General features: G+C 74.3%; 14 protein-coding genes. 8 read left to right on the forward strand and 6 right to left on the reverse strand.

Annotation, left to right across the window (positions count from 1 at the left end; genetic code table 11):
- Positions 1 to 70: 70 nt before the first annotated feature.
- The 7 genes from ACI789_RS15190 (at position 71) to ACI789_RS15220 (ending at position 8134) form a co-directional block, all read left to right on the forward strand.
- Entirely contained in the window at positions 71 to 3445 is a 3375-nt protein-coding gene (locus ACI789_RS15190) for a pyruvate carboxylase (RefSeq protein ID WP_457010215.1), read from the forward strand.
- 115 nt (positions 3446 to 3560) lie between these two features.
- Entirely contained in the window at positions 3561 to 4547 is a 987-nt protein-coding gene (locus ACI789_RS15195) for an intradiol ring-cleavage dioxygenase (RefSeq protein ID WP_457010216.1), read from the forward strand.
- Positions 4548 to 4624: 77 nt separating this feature from the next.
- Positions 4625 to 4981, forward strand: a complete 357-nt coding sequence (locus ACI789_RS15200) for a thioredoxin family protein (RefSeq protein WP_456920064.1) — start codon at positions 4625 to 4627, stop codon at positions 4979 to 4981.
- 99 nt (positions 4982 to 5080) lie between these two features.
- Positions 5081 to 5779, forward strand: coding sequence for an HdeD family acid-resistance protein (locus tag ACI789_RS15205; protein ID WP_457010217.1), 699 nt, complete (start codon positions 5081 to 5083; stop codon positions 5777 to 5779).
- 209 nt (positions 5780 to 5988) lie between these two features.
- Positions 5989 to 6357, forward strand: a complete 369-nt coding sequence (locus ACI789_RS15210; protein WP_457010218.1) for an STAS domain-containing protein — start codon at positions 5989 to 5991, stop codon at positions 6355 to 6357.
- Positions 6358 to 6439: 82 nt separating this feature from the next.
- Positions 6440 to 7666, forward strand: coding sequence for an MFS transporter (locus tag ACI789_RS15215; protein ID WP_457010219.1), 1227 nt, complete (start codon positions 6440 to 6442; stop codon positions 7664 to 7666).
- Positions 7667 to 7711: 45 nt separating this feature from the next.
- The gene (locus ACI789_RS15220) at positions 7712 to 8134 is read left to right on the forward strand and encodes a nuclear transport factor 2 family protein (RefSeq protein WP_457010220.1); all 423 of its coding nucleotides are present in this window, start codon (positions 7712 to 7714) and stop codon (positions 8132 to 8134) included.
- A 48-nt stretch (positions 8135 to 8182) separates the two neighbouring features.
- On the opposite strand, the gene ACI789_RS15225 is transcribed toward ACI789_RS15220, so the two are convergent.
- The 3 genes from ACI789_RS15225 to ACI789_RS15235 form a co-directional block, all read right to left on the reverse strand.
- Positions 8183 to 9847: an MDR family MFS transporter gene (locus tag ACI789_RS15225; protein WP_457010221.1), complete on the reverse strand. Its 1665-nt coding sequence runs from the start codon at positions 9845 to 9847 to the stop codon at positions 8183 to 8185.
- Positions 9844 to 10482: a TetR/AcrR family transcriptional regulator gene (locus tag ACI789_RS15230; protein WP_457010222.1), complete on the reverse strand. Its 639-nt coding sequence runs from the start codon at positions 10480 to 10482 to the stop codon at positions 9844 to 9846. Before ACI789_RS15230 ends, ACI789_RS15225 begins: the two co-directional genes overlap by 4 nt.
- Positions 10483 to 10548: 66 nt before the next feature.
- On the reverse strand, positions 10549 to 12180 hold the full coding sequence (locus ACI789_RS15235) for a glycoside hydrolase family 13 protein (protein WP_456920071.1): 1632 nt from the start codon (positions 12178 to 12180) through the stop codon (positions 10549 to 10551).
- A gap of 187 nt (positions 12181 to 12367) precedes the next feature.
- Here ACI789_RS15235 and ACI789_RS15240 point away from each other — a divergent pair, with 187 nt between their 5' ends.
- Positions 12368 to 12589 (forward strand): hypothetical protein, encoded by a 222-nt coding sequence (locus tag ACI789_RS15240; RefSeq protein WP_456920072.1) that lies wholly within the window; start codon positions 12368 to 12370, stop codon positions 12587 to 12589.
- 36 nt (positions 12590 to 12625) lie between these two features.
- Here ACI789_RS15240 and ACI789_RS15245 read toward each other — a convergent pair whose 3' ends face one another.
- The 3 genes from ACI789_RS15245 to ACI789_RS15255 form a co-directional block, all read right to left on the reverse strand.
- Positions 12626 to 13441: a succinate dehydrogenase/fumarate reductase iron-sulfur subunit gene (locus ACI789_RS15245; RefSeq protein WP_457010223.1), complete on the reverse strand. Its 816-nt coding sequence runs from the start codon at positions 13439 to 13441 to the stop codon at positions 12626 to 12628.
- A gap of 150 nt (positions 13442 to 13591) precedes the next feature.
- A complete protein-coding gene (locus tag ACI789_RS15250; protein ID WP_457010224.1) occupies positions 13592 to 15388 on the reverse strand; it encodes a fumarate reductase/succinate dehydrogenase flavoprotein subunit in 1797 nt (598 codons plus the stop codon).
- Complete coding sequence (locus ACI789_RS15255; protein ID WP_457010225.1) at positions 15388 to 16218, reverse strand: hypothetical protein; 831 nt, start codon at positions 16216 to 16218, stop codon at positions 15388 to 15390. The genes ACI789_RS15250 and ACI789_RS15255 overlap by 1 nt, the downstream gene beginning before the upstream one ends.
- Positions 16219 to 16333 lie beyond the last annotated feature (115 nt).

Raw genomic sequence — 16333 nt, forward strand, 5'->3', positions numbered from 1 at the left:
GTAGGCGCAGTCCACGCGGTCACCGCACCGGCCGCGCACCCGGAATCGACGACAGGCAGGTAGGGACGAGATGTTCAGCAAGGTCCTGGTCGCCAACCGCGGGGAGATCGCCGTCCGGGCGTTCCGCGCCGCCTACGAGCTGGGCATCGGCACGGTCGCCGTCTTCCCCTGGGAGGACCGCAACTCGGTCCACCGGCTCAAGGCCGACGAGAGCTACCAGATCGGCGAGGTGGGCCACCCGGTGCGTGCCTACCTGTCGGTCGACGAGGTCGTCGGGGCCGCCCGGCGGGCCGGGGTGGACGCGGTCTACCCCGGCTACGGGTTCCTGTCGGAGAACCCCGAGCTCGCCGAGGCGTGCGCCCGGGCGGGGATCACCTTCGTCGGCCCGCCGGCGGACGTGCTGACCCTGACCGGCAACAAGGCGCGGGCGATCGCCGCCGCCCGGGAGGCCGGGCTGCCGGTGCTGGCCTCCACCGAGCCGAGCGCGGACGTCGAGGCGCTGCTGGCCGCGGCGCAGGAGCTGCCGTTCCCGGTGTTCGTCAAGGCCGTGGCCGGCGGCGGCGGGCGCGGCATGCGGCGGGTCGAGGACCCCGCGGAGCTCTCCGCGGCGGTGCAGGCGGCCATGCGCGAGGCGGAGTCGGCGTTCGGCGACCCGACGGTCTTCCTCGAGCAGGCCGTGGTCGACCCTCGGCACATCGAGGTGCAGGTCCTCGCCGACGGCGAGGGCAACGTCGTCCACCTCTTCGAGCGGGACTGCTCGGTGCAGCGCCGCCACCAGAAGGTCATCGAGCTGGCCCCGGCGCCCAACCTCGACCCCGCGCTGCGGGAGCGGATCTGCGCCGACGCGGTCGCCTTCGCCCGCCACATCGGGTACGTCAACGCCGGCACGGTGGAGTTCCTCCTCGACCGCGAGGGCCGGCACGTGTTCATCGAGATGAACCCGCGCATCCAGGTCGAGCACACGGTCACCGAGGAGGTCACCGACGTCGACCTGGTGCAGTCCCAGCTGCGCATCGCGGCGGGGGAGACCCTCGCCGACCTGGGCCTGTCCCAGGACACCATCCGGCTGCGCGGCGCGGCCCTGCAGTGCCGGATCACCACCGAGGACCCGGCCAACGGCTTCCGCCCGGACACCGGCCGGATCACCGCCTACCGCTCACCCGGCGGCGCCGGCATCCGGCTGGACGGCGGTTCCTCGCTGGGCGCGGAGGTCGGCGCGCACTTCGACTCGATGCTGGTCAAGCTGACCTGCCGCGGCCGGGACTTCGGCATCGCGGTGGCCCGCGCCCGGCGCGCCGTGGCGGAGTTCCGCATCCGCGGCGTGGCCACCAACATCCCGTTCCTGCAGGCGGTGCTCGACGACGAGGACTTCCGCGCCGGGCGGGTGACGACGTCGTTCATCGAGCAGCGGCCCGAGCTGCTGACGGCCCGCAGCTCCGCCGACCGCGGCACCAAGCTGCTGACCTACCTGGCCGACGTCACGGTCAACCGGCCGCACGGCGAGCGGCCGCACCTGGTCGACCCGCTGGAGAAGCTGCCCCCGGTCGACCTGCGCGCCACCCCGCCGGACGGGTCCCGGCAGCGGCTGGTGGCGCTGGGCCCGGAGGGGTTCGCCGCCGACCTGCGGGCGCAGACGGCGCTCGCGGTCACCGACACCACCTTCCGCGACGCGCACCAGTCGCTGCTGGCCACCCGGGTGCGCACCAAGGACCTGCTGGCCGTCGCCGGGCACGTGGCCCGCACCGCGCCGCAACTGGTCAGCCTGGAGTGCTGGGGCGGGGCCACCTACGACGTCGCGCTGCGCTTCCTGCACGAGGACCCGTGGGACCGGCTGGCCGCGCTGCGCGAGGCGGTGCCCAACATCTGCCTGCAGATGCTGCTGCGCGGGCGCAACACCGTCGGCTACACGCCCTACCCGGAGGCGGTCACCGACGCCTTCGTGGCCGAGGCGGCGAAGACGGGCATCGACGTGTTCCGGGTGTTCGACGCGCTCAACGACGTCGCCCAGATGCGCCCGGCCATCGACGCGGTCCGGGAGACCGGGACGGCGGTCGCGGAGGTCGCGCTGTGCTACACCGGCGACCTGTCCGACCCCGGCGAGACGCTGTACACCCTCGACTACTACCTGCGGCTGGCCGAGCAGATCGTCGACGCCGGCGCGCACGTGCTCGCGATCAAGGACATGGCCGGCCTGCTCCGCCCGCCGGCCGCCGCGACGCTGGTGACCGCGCTGCGCGAGCGGTTCGACCTGCCGGTGCACCTGCACACCCATGACACCGCCGGCGGCCAGCTGGCCACGCTCCTGGCCGCGTGGCAGGCCGGGGTGGACGCCGTCGACGGCGCGGTCGCCTCCATGGCCGGCACCACCAGCCAGCCGCCCCTGTCGGCCATCGTGGCCGCGACCGACGCCACCGAGCGGGCCACCGGCCTGGACCTGACGGCCGTCAACGACCTGGAGCCCTACTGGGAGGCGGTGCGCCGGATCTACGCGCCGTTCGAGTCCGGCCTGCCCTCGCCGACCGGCCGCGTGTACACCCACGAGATCCCCGGCGGGCAGCTGTCCAACCTGCGCCAGCAGGCCATCGCCCTGGGCCTCGGGCAGCGCTTCGAGGAGGTCGAGGACGCCTACGCCGCCGCCGACCGGCTGCTCGGCCGGCTGGTCAAGGTCACCCCGAGCTCCAAGGTCGTCGGCGACCTGGCGCTGCAGCTGGTCGGCTCCGGCGTCTCCGTCGACGACTTCGCCTCCGACCCGGGCAAGTACGACCTGCCCGACTCGGTGATCGGCTTCCTCCGCGGCGAGCTCGGCGACCCGCCCGGCGGCTGGCCCGAGCCGTTCCGCAGCCGCGCCCTGGAGGGCCGCCGGGAGGCCCAGCCGCCCGCCGAGCTGACCGACGACGACCGCGAGGGGCTGGCGAAGGAGCCCCGGGCGACGCTCAACCGGCTGCTGTTCCCCGGCCCGACGAAGGAGTTCCTGGCGCACTCCGAGCAGTACGGCGACGTGTCGGTGCTGCCCACCAAGGAGTTCCTCTACGGCCTGCGGACCGGCACCGAGCACGCCGTCGACCTCGAGCCGGGCGTCACCCTGCTGATGGGCGTCGAGGCGGTCTCCGACGCCGACGAGCGCGGCCTGCGCACCGTCATGTGCACCCTCAACGGGCAGCTGCGCCCGGTGAGCGTGCGGGACCGGTCGATCGAGGCCGCGGTGAAGGCCGCCGAGAAGGCCGACCGCAGCGACCCGCGCCAGGTCGCCGCGCCGTTCGCCGGCGTGGTCACCCTGTCGGTGAAGGAGGGCGACACCGTCGAGGCCGGCCAGGGCATCGCCACCATCGAGGCGATGAAGATGGAGGCGGCCATCACCGCTCCCCAGGCCGGCACCGTCTCCCGCGTGGCGATCAGCGAGGTGCAGCAGGTCGAGGGCGGCGACCTGCTCGTCGTCCTCGGCTGAGCCGGCGCGCGGCTCCCGGGTCCGGGACTCCCAGGCGATCCCCAGGGGAGTCCCAGGCCCGGCCCCGGTCGGGCGCCCAGCATCGGTCCTCCCACCGCGAGAGGACGGAGAACGCATGGCACCCGACCGGGCAGCGACGTACGAGGGGCGGCCCCTGCCGCGACCGCAGGAGGAACTGGTCGACCAGGGGCTCGGCTTCGACGTCGGCACGCTGCTGAGCCGGCGCCGGCTGCTGGCGCTGCTCGGCCTCGGCGCGGCGGGCGCGGGACTGGCCGCGTGCGGCGCGGACGGCGGCGGCTCGTCGGCATCGAGCTCGGCGTCGGCGGGCCGGACGGGGTCGGCGGGGGAGATCCCCGACGAGACGGCCGGCCCCTACCCGGGCGACGGCTCCAACGGGCCGGACGTGCTCGAGCAGAGCGGCATCGTCCGCAGCGACATCCGCTCCAGCTTCGGGGAGGCCACCGGGACCGCCGAGGGCGTGCCGATGACCCTGGAGCTGACCGTCACCGACCTCGCCAACGGCGGCGTCCCGTTCGAGGGGGTGGCCGTCTACGTCTGGCACTGCACCCGCGAGGGCGGCTACTCGATGTACTCGTCCGGCGTCGAGGACCAGAACTTCCTGCGGGGCGTGCAGATCGCCGACGCCGACGGGAAGGTCCGCTTCACCAGCATCTTCCCGGCCTGCTACAGCGGGCGGTGGCCGCACGTCCACTTCGAGGTCTACCCCGACCAGGCCTCGATCACCGACTCCACCACGGCGCTGGCCACCTCCCAGGTCGCCCTGCCGCAGGAGGTCTGCGACACGGTGTACGCCCAGCCCGGCTACGAGGCCTCGGTGGGCAACCTCGCCCGGGTCAGCCTGACCAGCGACAACGTCTTCGGCGACGACGGGGGAGCGAGCCAGCTCGGCACGGTCACCGGCGACGTGACCGCCGGGTACACGGTCACCCTCGCCGTCGGCGTGGACACCACCACGGCGCCCACCGGCGGGCAGCTCGCCGGGGACGGCGCCCCGTCCGGCGCCCCGGGTGGCGAGCCGCCGTCGGGGGCGCCGGGTGGCGCGCCGCCGTCCGGCGGCCCCGGCGGCTCCCCGCCCAGCTGACCCGGCGGGTCGCGAGGACTCGCCGCCCGCCGCCCCGGGTACCGGGGCGGCGGGCTCCGCCGCACCCGGGAGGGACGATGGCCACGCTCAGCCTCTCCGCCGCCGACTTCGCCGACGCCGTCACCGCCGAGGGCATCGTGCTGGTCGACTTCCGCGCCTCCTGGTACCGCCCCAGCCGCTCCTTCGCGCCGGTGTTCGCCGCGGCCGCCGAGCGGCACCCCGACCTGGTGTTCGCCACCGTCGACACCGAGACCGAGCGAGAGCTGACCGCGGCGGTGGGCGTGCGGTCGGTGCCCACCCTCATGGTCTTCCGCGACGGCGTCCTGGTGTACGCCGAGCCCGGCTCGCTGCCCGGCGACTCGGTGGACCTGCTCATCGCCACCGTCCGGGACCTCGACATGGCCGCGGTGCGCGAGCAGTTCCCGCACGGGTGACCTCTGGCCGTGGTCCGCCCGCCCGGCGCGGGGCCACGCTCGCCCCGGCGGACACCACCGGCACGCCGCCGGTGCGCCGGGCGAGGAGTGGGAGGAGCCATGGAAGCCGGAGGACGCACGGGCCTGGACGAACCGGCCCGGATGCTGCTGCGGGGCACGGCCCGCTACTGGTGGGTGATGCTGGTCGTCGGAGTGGCCTGGCTGCTCCTCGCGTGGGTCGTGCTGCGGGCCGACGTCGGCTCCCTGGCGGCGGTCGGGGCGCTGCTGGGCATCGTCTTCGTGGCGGCCGGGGTGAACGAGGCCGCGCTGGCGAGCCTGGTGACCGGCGGCTGGAAGGTCCTGCACTACGTGCTGGGGTTCCTCTTCGTCCTGGCCGGGCTGTGGGCGTTCATCCGCCCGGTCAACACGTTCTTCGCGCTGGCCTCGGTGCTCGGCCTGGTGCTGCTGTTCGCCGGGACGTTCGACATCGTCCGCGGCGTCGCCTCCCGGGGGGAGACCCCGTACTGGTGGACCGGCCTGGTCAGCGGGGTGGCGCTCCTGCTGCTCGCGCTGTGGGTGTCCGCCGACGACCCGACCGACACCCTCGCGCGCCGCACCTTCCTCATCCTGTTCTGGGTCGGCGTCATGGCGCTGTTCCGCGGCATCTCGTCGATCATGCTGGCCTTCACGCTGCGGCAGGTCGGGCGGACCGCGGCCGGCGAGGTCCCCGGCGGCACGGGCAGGGTCGACGTCACCGACGTCGTCCCGCCCCAGGAGCGCCGCGCCCCGGCGCCCTCGCCGGAGGTGCCGCGGACCTGACCCGGCAGGTGCCGCGGACCTGACCCGGCGGCCGGCCACCGTCGGCCTCACCCGGCGGCCGCCTCACCTGGGGCAGAGCCCTACGTCCCTGGCCGGAACGAAGCCGTTCCGATACACTCCCCGTCGGGTCCAGACGGCGGCCTGTGGCTCCTCGCGAGCGGACGCGCCGGCCCGGTCGACGGTTGGTCTCCCTCGCCGTCGAGGTGATGATGTCCAGCCAGCCTCCTTCCCCGGCCGGCCCCGGGGCGCCGTTCCGCATCGTGGTGGACCCCGCGGCCGGCCGAGCCGTGCTGTCCGGCCGGCTCGACCGCCGGACCGCCTCCCTGCTGGGCGACGCCGTCTCGGCACTGCTCGCCGGCGGCTGCCCCGAGTGGATCGTGGACGCCTCCGGGCTGACCGTGGCCGACCACGCGGCCCTGCGCGCCATCGGCGCCGCCTACCGCCGGGCGATCCGGCACGGCCGCCGGCTGACGATCCTCGGGACGTCCCCGGCGTTGCACGCGGCGCTGACCCGGCTCCGGCTGGACCACCACGTGCTGGGCGCCCGCGACCGGTCGCCGGTGCCGATACCGGCCTGAGGGGCCGGGTCCCGGTCCGAGGCGCTGAGCCCGCCCCGGGGCCGCCGCGCGGTGGGCCCCGTCATAGGCGCACAGTCGGGCCGTGGACCCGCGACCGCCCGACCACCAGGGGCACCGGGCCGGCGAGCGGGGGTTCCGCCGCGCCTCCCTGGCGATCTTCCTGGCGGGGATCGCGGTGTTCGCGATGCTCTACCTGCCGCAGGTCCTGCTGCCCGAGCTCACGCGGTCCTTCGGCATCTCGCCGGCGGCCTCCACCCTCGCCGTCTCCGTCGCCACCGCCGGCCTCGCCGCCGGGCTGCTGGTGCTCGGTCCGCTGTCGGACCGGCGCGGGCGGACGACGCTGCTGCACGGCAGCCTGGCGGCCTCGGCGCTCCTGGCGGCGCTGGTCGCCCTCGCGCCGTCCTGGCCGGTGCTGCTGGTGCTGCGCGCGCTGCAGGGCTTCGCGCTGGCCGGGCTGCCCGCGGTCGCGGCGGCCTACCTGCGGGAGGAGCTGCACGCCTCGGTCAGCGCGCGGGCGATCGGCCTGTTCGTCAGCGGCAACGCGATCGGCGGGCTGACCGGCCGGCTGCTCGGCGGGCTGCTGGTCGACCTCGGCGGCTGGCGGACGGCGGCCGGCGGCATCGCGGCGCTGGGGGTGGGCTGCGCGGTGGCGGTCCGGCTGCTGCTGCCGGCGTCCCGCCGGTTCGTGCGGGTGCCGCGCTCGGTCCCGGTGGTGCGCCAGCTGCTCGCCGGCTTCACCGACCCGGTGCTGCTGGGCCTCTACGGCCTCGCGGCACTGCTCATGGGCTCGTTCGTGGCCGTCTACAACGCCGCCACGTTCCGGCTGGAGTCCCCGCCGTACGGGCTGGCCCCCGCGCTGGCCGGCCTGGTCTTCCTCGCCTACCTGCTCGGGTCGGCCAGCTCCGCGGTCGGCGGCGAGCTCGCCGGGCGGTTCGGGCGGCGGCCGGTGGTGCCGGTGGCGGTGGCCGTGATGGCCGGCGGGGTGGCGTTGACCCTGGCCGCGCCGCTGGCCTGGTTCGTCGTCGGCCTGTGCGTGCTCACCGTCGGCTTCTTCGCCGCCCACGGCGTGGCCAGCGGCTGGGTGGCGCTGCGGGCGGCGTCGGGCGGCCGGGCGGTCGGTCAGGCGGCCTCGCTGTACTCGTTCTGGTACTACGTCGGCTCGTCGCTGGGCGGCACGCTGGCCGGCGTGGCCTGGGACGGTGGCCGCTGGCCGGCGGTGGTGCTGCTCGCCGGCGGGCTGACCGTGGCCGCGCTCGTCCTCTCCGTCGTCCTCGGCCGCACCGCGACGCTGCAGCCCGATCCCGGCTGACGCAGGACCCTGGTGACCGGCCGGGCGGGCTCCCACCCTGATCCCGTGGCCTTCGACGTGCAGCGGCTGCTGCGGCTGTGGAGCGACCCGCTGCCCGACGACCCCGCGGCCGCGTTCCGGGAGCTCTACGCCGACCCGGTGCGGGTCAACGGCGTGCCGGTGGCCGTCGAGGACCTGGTGACCCGGGCCCGCGCCGTCCAGGGGACCTTCGACCGGCTGCACGCCGACGTGCTGGCGGTGGTGGACGGCGGGGCGCAGGTCGCCGTCGCCTTCCGGATGTCCGGTCGGCAGGTGGGGCCGTGGACGACGACCGCGGGGGTGCTCGAGCCGACCGGCCGCGAGCTCGTGCTGCGGGTGGTCGACGTCCTCACCCTGGACGGCGGGCGGATCACCGGGATCGTCATGGTCGCCGACGAGCTGGGGGCGCTGACCGCCCTGGACGCCGTCGCGCTGGTGCCGCCGTCCTGACCGGGGACGGCTCCGGCGCCGGGGACTCCCCGGCGCCGGAGCCGGCGGTCAGCTCGGGACCGCGGAGGACTCCTCCTCGTCGGCCGCGCGCCGGGCGGGCACGGCGGCCGCCGGCTCGTCGTCGGCGCGGGCGGACCCGCGCAGCGACGGGTCCTCGACGGCCTCCCCGCGGGCCACCATCCCGGCGACGTCGGACAGCGGGATCTCCTTGAGCAGGAACGCCAGCACCAGCGCGATCGCGAACGCCGGCAGCAGGTAGGCGAACACCGGCGCCAGCGCGTCGGCGTAGGAGTCGACGATCGCGGTGCGCAGCGGCTCGCCGGCCGCCTTCACCGCCTGCGGCACCAGGCTGTCGGGCGAGGTGATGCCCGCCGTCACCGCCTGCTCGGCGTTGGCCTGCAGGGCGCCGCCGAGGTTCTCGGCGAGCCGGCTGGTGAAGATCGTCCCGAAGATCGCCACGCCGAGGGTGGCGCCGACCTCGCGGAAGTAGTTGTTGGTGGCGGTGGCCGAGCCGAGGTCCGACGGCGGGACGGCGTTCTGCGCCACCAGCACCACGATCTGCATGATCAGGCCGAGCCCCAGGCCGATGACGAACAGCATCGCGCAGATGGTGAACAGCGAGGTCTGCCCGGAGAGGCTGGTCATCCACACCATCGCGGCGGCCACGATGAGCACGCCGGCGATCGGGAAGGCCTTGTACCGGCCGGTCTTCGTCGTCGCGATGCCCGAGCCGATCACCGTGATGAACAGACCGCCCATCATCGGCAGCATCAGCAGGCCGGAGTTGGCCGCCGAGGTGCCCGAGGCCATCTGCAGGAACGTCGGCATGAAGGCGATCGCCGAGAACATGCCCAGGCCGACGGCGGCGCCGAGGGCCGTGGTGACGACGAAGGTGCCGTTGCGGAACAGCGACATCGGGATGATCGGCTGGGCGGCCCGGTGCTCGACCAGCACGAAGAGGAACGCCGAGACGACGAACGCCGCCATGAGCGCCAGCGTCCACGGGTCGGTCCAGCCCCAGTCGCCGCCGAAGTCGGTGAAGAAGATCAGCGAGGTCGTCGCGGCCGACAGGGTGACGATGCCGGCGTAGTCGACCGGCTCGGTGTTCCGCTTCCGCGGCAGGCTCAGCGCGAACCAGCCGATGAGCAGCGCGGCGACGCCGACCGGCACGTTGATCCAGAAGCACCACTGCCAGCCCAGGCTCGGCGAGTCGGTCAGCCAGCCGCCGACCAGCGGCCCGGCGACGGCGGAGAGGCCGAAGACGGCGCCCAGCGGGCCCATGTACTTGCCGCGCTCCCGGGCGGGGACGACGTCGGCGATGATCGCCTGCGACAGGATCATCATCCCGCCGCCGCCGAGGCCCTGGACCCCGCGCCAGATCACGAACCAGGTGAAGTCCGGCGACAGCGCCGCCCCCGCGCTCGCGACGGTGAACAGGCCGATCGCGAGCAGGAAGAGGGTGCGGCGGCCCCACAGGTCGCCGAACTTGCCGTAGATCGGCATGACCAGCGTGCTGGCCAGCAGGTAGGCGGTGGTCACCCAGGCCATGTGCGAGACGCCGCCGAGGTCGCCGACGATCGTGGGCATCGCCGTGGAGACGATCGTCTGGTCGAGGCTCGAGACGAGCATGCCGGCGACGAGGGCCGAGAAGATGAGGTTGATCCGGCGCCGGGTCAGGACGATCGGCGCCGAGTCGGTGGTCGGGGTGGTCAACGTGCTCCCTGCTCCGGTGCTGGTGCCGAGTCCGTCGGCGCGGTGTGCAGGGCGGCGAGGAAGGCGGTCCTCGTCCCCTGGAGTGCGTCGTGCAGCGGGGTGCCGTCGTCGGCGTCGAACCAGGCGCGGGCCGCCGTCCGCACGAGGGCCTGCGCGGCCGCCGCCGTCGCCGTGCAGCCGGTGTCGGGCGCGGCCAGCCCGCGCCGGCGGGCCAGCAGGCCGGCGATCTCCTGCTCGGAGGAGACCTCCCGCGCGATGTGGGCGGCCAGCAGCCGCGGCTCCCGCTCGGCGAGGGCGACGACGGTCTGCAGGCCGGCCCGGCCCACCTCGTCGAACTGCGGCGTCGGGTCGAGCAGGTCCAGGAGGTCGGCCAGCAGGTCCCCGGTGGGGCCGCCGGCGACGAAGGCGGCCCGGCCCTCCGGCGTCCCGACCTGCGGCTGCGGGCCGAGGACGGCCTGCTCCTTGGACTCGAAGTAGTTGAAGAAGGTCCGCAGGGAGACGCCGGCGCGGCCGCAGACCTGCTCGACCGTCACGCCGTCCAGGCCGTGGGTGAGCACCAGCTCCCGGGCCGCCTCGGTCAGCCGGCGCCGGGTGTCGGCCTTCTTGCGCTCCCGCAGCCCGCCCTCATCGTGCACGCCGTGCAGCTTTGCACACCGTGCACGAAAACGCGCGCGCCTGTGGGCGAGTCCACAGGCGCCGGATCAGTCCTCCAGGACCCAGACGGCGCTGTTCGGCGGCAGGACGACGCTGTCGCCGGACTGCCGGACGCCGGTGGTCGAGGCCAGCAGCACGCTGCCCGGGCAGGCCGTGAGCGCCGACTCGGCGCCCATGTTGACCACGCACCGCACGGTCTCGCCGGACCCGGTGCTGCGCACGGTCAGGACGTCGCCCTGCGTGGTGACCGTCGCCTCGCCGGAGCCGAACGCGGGGTGGGCCTTGCGCAGGGCCAGCGCCCGCCGGTGCAGCGTGAGCGCCGACCCGCCCTGGCCGGCCTGCAGCGACACCGCGTGCCGGCGCCAGTCCCGGGGGATGGGCAGCCACGGCTCGGCGGCGCCCCCGGCGGAGAACCCGACCCCCGGGGTGGTGTTCCACGGCATCGGGACGCGGCAGCCGTCCCGCCCGGCCCGGGCGCCGCCGCTGCGGAAGAAGATCGGGTCGCGCTTGGCCTCGTCCGGGACGACCGCCTGCGGCAGGCCCAGCTCGTCCCCGGCGTAGAGGTAGGCCGACCCGGGCAGGGCCAGCAGCAGGAGGGCCGCGGCGCGGGCGCGGGTGCGGCCGATCGTCCCGCCGCCGAAGCGGGTGACCTGGCGGTCCTTGTCGTGGTTGCCCAGCACCCAGGAGACCGGCGCGCCGACGCCACCGAACGCGTCGAGCGCGGAGGTGATCGCCTCGGCGAACGACCCGGTGTCCCACGGCGACTTGAGCAGCCGGAAGGACAGCGACTGGTGCATCTCGTCGGGCCGCGAGTACAGCGCGACCTGCTCGAGGTCGGCCAGGCAGACCTCGCCGACCAGCATGGTCTCCGGGTACTCGTCGCAGATGGCCCGCCAGCGCCGCCACACGTCGTGCACCTCGGGCTGGTTCCAGGTCATGGCCTGCTCGGGGCCGTGACCGAACAGCGTGGGGGAGTAGGCCCCGGGGTTGTCCCGCAGCTGCGCGTCCTTGAACAGCCCGTAGGCCACGTCCACCCGGAAGCCGCTGACCCCGCGGTCCAGCCAGAACCGCAGTGTCTCCTCGAAGTCGGCGGCGACGGCCGGGTCGCGCCAGTTCAGGTCGGGCTGCTCGGGGGCGAACAGGTGCAGGTACCAGCGCCCGTCCGGGGTGCGCGACCAGGCCGGCCCGCCGAAGAGCGACTGCCAGTTGTTCGGCGGCTCCTCCGACGGCGGCGCGAAGTGGTAGCGGCCGGCCTCGGGGCAGTCCGGGTCGGCGAGCGCCGCCTGGAACCACCGGTGCCGGTCGGAGGTGTGGTTGGGGACGACGTCGAGCACGACCCGCAGGCCCAGCCGGCGGGCGTCGGCCACCACGGCCTCGAGGTCGGACACGTCGCCGTAGTCGGGGTCCACCGCCCGGTAGTCGACGACGTCGTAGCCGCCGTCGGCACCCCCGGAGGGGTAGTGCGGGTTGATCCAGACCGCGTCCACGCCGAGCCAGGCCAGGTAGGGCAGTCGCTGGCGCAGGCCCCGCAGGTCGCCGATCCCGTCGCCGTCGCTGTCGGCGAAGGAGCGCAGGTACACCTGGTAGACGACCGCGTCCCGCCACCACGGGGCGGGGGCCGATGCGGGGGCGACCCGGGGCTGGGGTGCGGTACGCGCGAGGGAGAGGCGGCGTGCCATGACCGCACTATCGGCTTCCGCCCCCCGGGAACTGTGCGTCAGGTCCCACGAAGTGGTGAGGCTCCGCTGGCAGGTCTCGCCAACCGCCCAGGTCGGCTGTGACGGCTGTGACCAGGGGGATCATCCGGTTCGGAGCCGGGTACGCACCGGGCGGCCAGCGAGGCACGCACCCGACGGAGGACGCGTGATGGAACCCGATCCCCGGCCCGGTGAAGAGGACGTCGACCGCGACGACGCCGAGGCGCTGACGCGGGCGCAGGGCGGTGGGGACAGCGACGCCCCGGACGCCGGCAGCACGACGGGCACGGGTGCGGCCGGCGGCTTCGTCGGCCGCGTCGCGGGGGGCGACGACCCCGGGGACGCCGGTGAGAGCGGCGCCGAGCGGCGGGCGGCCGCGGGGCAGGACTGACTACTCGCGGGCGCTGTCTCATCGCGCGGGCGCCGCCTACTCGCGCGGGCGCCGCCGGATCCTCGATCCGAGCCAGGTCAGCGGGTCGTACTTGCGGTCCACCACGCGCTCCTTGAGCGGGATGATCCCGTTGTCGGTGAGGTGGATGCCCTCCGGGCAGACCTCGCTGCAGCACTTGGTGATGTTGCAGTAGCCCAGCCCGAACTCCTCCTGCGCGGCGTTGCGGCGGTCGCGCACGTCCAGCGGGTGCATGTCCAGCTCGGCCAGCCGGATGAGGAACCGCGGCCCGGCGAAGGCGCGCTTGTTCTCCTCGTGGTCGCGGATGACGTGGCAGGTGTCCTGGCACAGCCAGCACTCGATGCACTTGCGGAACTCCTGCGGGCGCTCGACGTCCACCTGCTGCATGCGGTGGTTGCCGTCGGGGTCGCGGGGCCGCGGGGTGAACGCCGGGATCTGCGCGGCCTTCTCGTAGTTGTAGGACACGTCGGTGACCAGGTCGCGGATCACCGGGAAGGTCCGCAGCGGGGTGACGGTGACCGTCTCGTCCTCGGCGAAGGTGCTCATCCGGGTCAGGCACATCAGCCGCGGGCGGCCGTTGACCTCGGCGCTGCAGGACCCGCACTTGCCGGCCTTGCAGTTCCACCGGACGGCGAGGTCCCCGGCCTGGGTCGCCTGCAGCCGGTGGATGACGTCGAGGACCACCTCGCCCTCGTTGACCGGGACGGTGAAGGTCTGCAGCTCCCCGCCGGACGCGTCGCCGCGCCAGACCCGGAAGGTGGCGTCGTAGCCGCCGCTGCTCTGCTGCCCGCCCTCGTCGATCGCCCTCACACTCGGCTCGGCCGTCTCGGTCACGAGTCCTCCTCGCTGGCGCTCGTCGGACTCGTGTCCGGCGGTGCTGCGTCTCTGCGTGACCTCGCGAGCTCGGTCACGTGTCCTCCTCGCTGGCGCTCGTCGGACTCGTGTCCGGCGGTGCTGCGTCTCTGCGTGACCTCGCGAGCTCGGTCACGTCTGCTCCTCGAAGATCTCGGCGAGCTCGGGCGGCATCTCCGGCAGCGCCTGCCGGGTCACGGTCACCCCGCCGTCCGGCGTCCGGGTGCAGACGAGGTTGGTCCGCGCCCACTCGGCGTCGGCGGCGGGGAAGTCGTCGCGGGTGTGCCCGCCGCGGCTCTCCTCGCGCGCCAGCGCCGCCCGCGCGATGCACTCGCTGACCACCAGCATGTGCGGCAGGTCCAGGGCGATGTGCCAGCCCGGGTTGTACTGGCGGTGGCCCTCGACGGAGAGCGCGGCGACCCGCTGCTTGAGCGCCGCGATCCGCTCCAGCGCCTGCTCCATCTCCGGCTCGGTGCGGATGATCCCGACCAGGTCGTGCATCGTCTGCTGCAGCTCCTGCTGCACCGTGTAGGCGTTCTCCCCGCCCTCCCGCTCGAAGGGCGCGAGCGCCGCGGTCGCCGCGTCGGCCAGCGCCGCGTCGGCCAGCTGCACCAGGCCGGCCCGCTTGTGCGCGTGCTCGGCGGCGGCCACCCCGGCGCGCCGGCCGAACACCAGCAGGTCCGACAGCGAGTTGCCGCCCAGCCGGTTCGAGCCGTGCATGCCGCCGGCGACCTCGCCGGCCGCGAACAGGCCCGGGACCCGGGCGGCCGCGGTGTCGGGGTCGACCTCCACCCCGCCCATCACGTAGTGGCAGGTGGGCCCGACCTCCATCGCCTCGGCGGTGATGTCGACGTCGGCCAGCTCCTTGAACTGGTGGTACATCGACGGCAGCCGCCGGCGGATGTAGTCGGCCGAGCGGCGCGAGGCGATGTCGAGGAAGACGCCGCCGTGCGGGGACCCACGGCCGGCCTTGACCTCGCTGTTGATCGCGCGGGCCACCTCGTCGCGGGGCAGCAGCTCCGGCGGTCGGCGGTTGTTCTTCTTGTCCTCGTACCAGCGGTCGGCCTCGTCCTCGGTCTCCGCGGTCTCCTTGCGGAAGAAGTCCGGGATGTAGTCGAACATGAAGCGGTTGCCCGACGAGTTCTTCAGCACGCCGCCGTCGCCGCGGACGCTCTCGGTCACCAGGATCCCGCGCACCGACGGCGGCCAGACCATGCCGGTCGGGTGGAACTGCACGAACTCCATGTTGACCAGCGAGGCGCCGGCCTGCAGCGCCAGGGAGTGGCCGTCGCCGGTGTACTCCCAGGAGTTCGAGGTGACCTTGTACGCCTTGCCGATCCCGCCGGTGGCCAGCACCACCGAGGGCGCCTGCCAGGCGACGAAGCGGCCGGACTCCCGCCAGTAGCCGAACGCGCCGGTGACGCCGTCGGGGTCGGTGAGCAGCCGGGTGACCGTGCACTCCATGTAGACGTCGATGCCGAGCGCGACGGTGCGCTGCTGGAGCGTGCGGATCAGCTCGAGCCCGGTGCGGTCGCCGACGTGGGCGAGGCGGGCGTACCGGTGGCCGCCGAAGTCGCGCTGGCTGATCAGCCCGTCGGGGGTGCGGTCGAACAGCGCGCCCCAGTCCTCGAGCTCGTGCACCCGGTCGGGCGCCTCCTGCGCGTGCAACTGGGCCATGCGCCAGTGGTTGAGCATCTTCCCGCCGCGCATGGTGTCCCGGAAGTGCACCCGCCAGTTGTCGTCGGGCCAGGCGTTGCCCATGGCCGCGGCGATCCCGCCCTCGGCCATCACCGTGTGCGCCTTGCCCAGCAGGGACTTGCAGACCACGGCGGTCCGCGCGCCCTCCTCGTGGGCGGCGATGGCGGCCCGCAGCCCGGCCCCGCCGGCGCCCACGACGACGACGTCGTAGTCGTGCCTCTCGAGCTCCATCAGAAGAACCTCAGATCCGAGATCGTGCCGGTGGCCAGGAGGAAGACGTAGAAGTCGGCGAAGGCGACGCCGAACAGCGAGATCCACGCGTACTTCATGTGGTTGCCGTTGAGCCGCGAGACGAGCGTCCAGGCGCGGTACCGCAGCGGGTGCCGGGAGAAGGAGTTGAGCCGGCCGCCCACGACGTGCCGGCAGGAGTGGCAGGACAGCGAGTACAGCCACAGCAGGGCGGCGTTGGCCAGCAGCACCAGCGTGCCCAGGCCCATGTGCCCCCAGGCGCCGGTCTCGTCCCGGAAGGCCAGGACGGCGTCGTAGGTGAGGACGACGTTGAACAGCAGGCCCAGGTAGAAGAAGTACCGGTGCACGTTCTGCCCGATCAGCGGGAAGCGGGTCTCGCCGGTGTAGCGCCGGTGCGGCTCGGCGACCGCGCAGGCCGGCGGGGAGAGCCAGAACGAGCGGTAGTAGGCCTTCCGGTAGTAGTAGCAGGTCAGCCGGAAGCCCAGCGGGACGACGAGGATGTAGATCGCCGGCGAGATCCACGACGGCCCGGTGAACAGCTCGGGGAACGTGTCGCCCTCGCAGCCGGTGGTGATGCACGGCGAGTAGAAGGGCGAGATGTAGGGCTCGCTGAAGTAGTACGCGTTCTGGAAGGCGCGGAACGTCGAGTAGACGACGAACAGCAGCAGCGCGACGACGGTGATCGCCGGTTGCACCCACCAGCGGTCGGTGCGCAGCGTCCGGGCCGCGATCGACGCGCGGCGCGGAGCCGGTCCGCCGTTGCCGTTCCCCGGGCTCACCGACCCGGTGCCGCGGGGCGCGGTGGCGGTCACGGCGCCGTGCGGTCCGACCCGGCGCCCGCGCGCGCGGCGGTGCGCCTGCGCTCCCCGACCTCGATCGGCTCCCCGACCTCGAGCTGCTCCAGGGACATCGCTGCCTCCAGGTGCT

This window comes from Geodermatophilus sp. SYSU D00965 (assembly GCF_054050075.1).

Excerpts from the sequence above, each read along its gene's own strand:
- ACI789_RS15195 (WP_457010216.1), top strand. The coding sequence starts at position 3,561 with ATGGCACCCGACCGGGCAGCGACGTACGAGGGGCGGCCCCTGCCGCGA.
- ACI789_RS15235 (WP_456920071.1), bottom strand. The coding sequence starts at position 12,180 with ATGGCACGCCGCCTCTCCCTCGCGCGTACCGCACCCCAGCCCCGGGTC.
- ACI789_RS15200 (WP_456920064.1), top strand. The coding sequence starts at position 4,625 with ATGGCCACGCTCAGCCTCTCCGCCGCCGACTTCGCCGACGCCGTCACC.
- ACI789_RS15190 (WP_457010215.1), top strand. The coding sequence starts at position 71 with ATGTTCAGCAAGGTCCTGGTCGCCAACCGCGGGGAGATCGCCGTCCGG.
- ACI789_RS15250 (WP_457010224.1), bottom strand. The coding sequence starts at position 15,388 with ATGGAGCTCGAGAGGCACGACTACGACGTCGTCGTCGTGGGCGCCGGC.
- ACI789_RS15240 (WP_456920072.1), top strand. The coding sequence starts at position 12,368 with ATGGAACCCGATCCCCGGCCCGGTGAAGAGGACGTCGACCGCGACGAC.
- ACI789_RS15210 (WP_457010218.1), top strand. The coding sequence starts at position 5,989 with ATGTCCAGCCAGCCTCCTTCCCCGGCCGGCCCCGGGGCGCCGTTCCGC.
- ACI789_RS15205 (WP_457010217.1), top strand. The coding sequence starts at position 5,081 with ATGGAAGCCGGAGGACGCACGGGCCTGGACGAACCGGCCCGGATGCTG.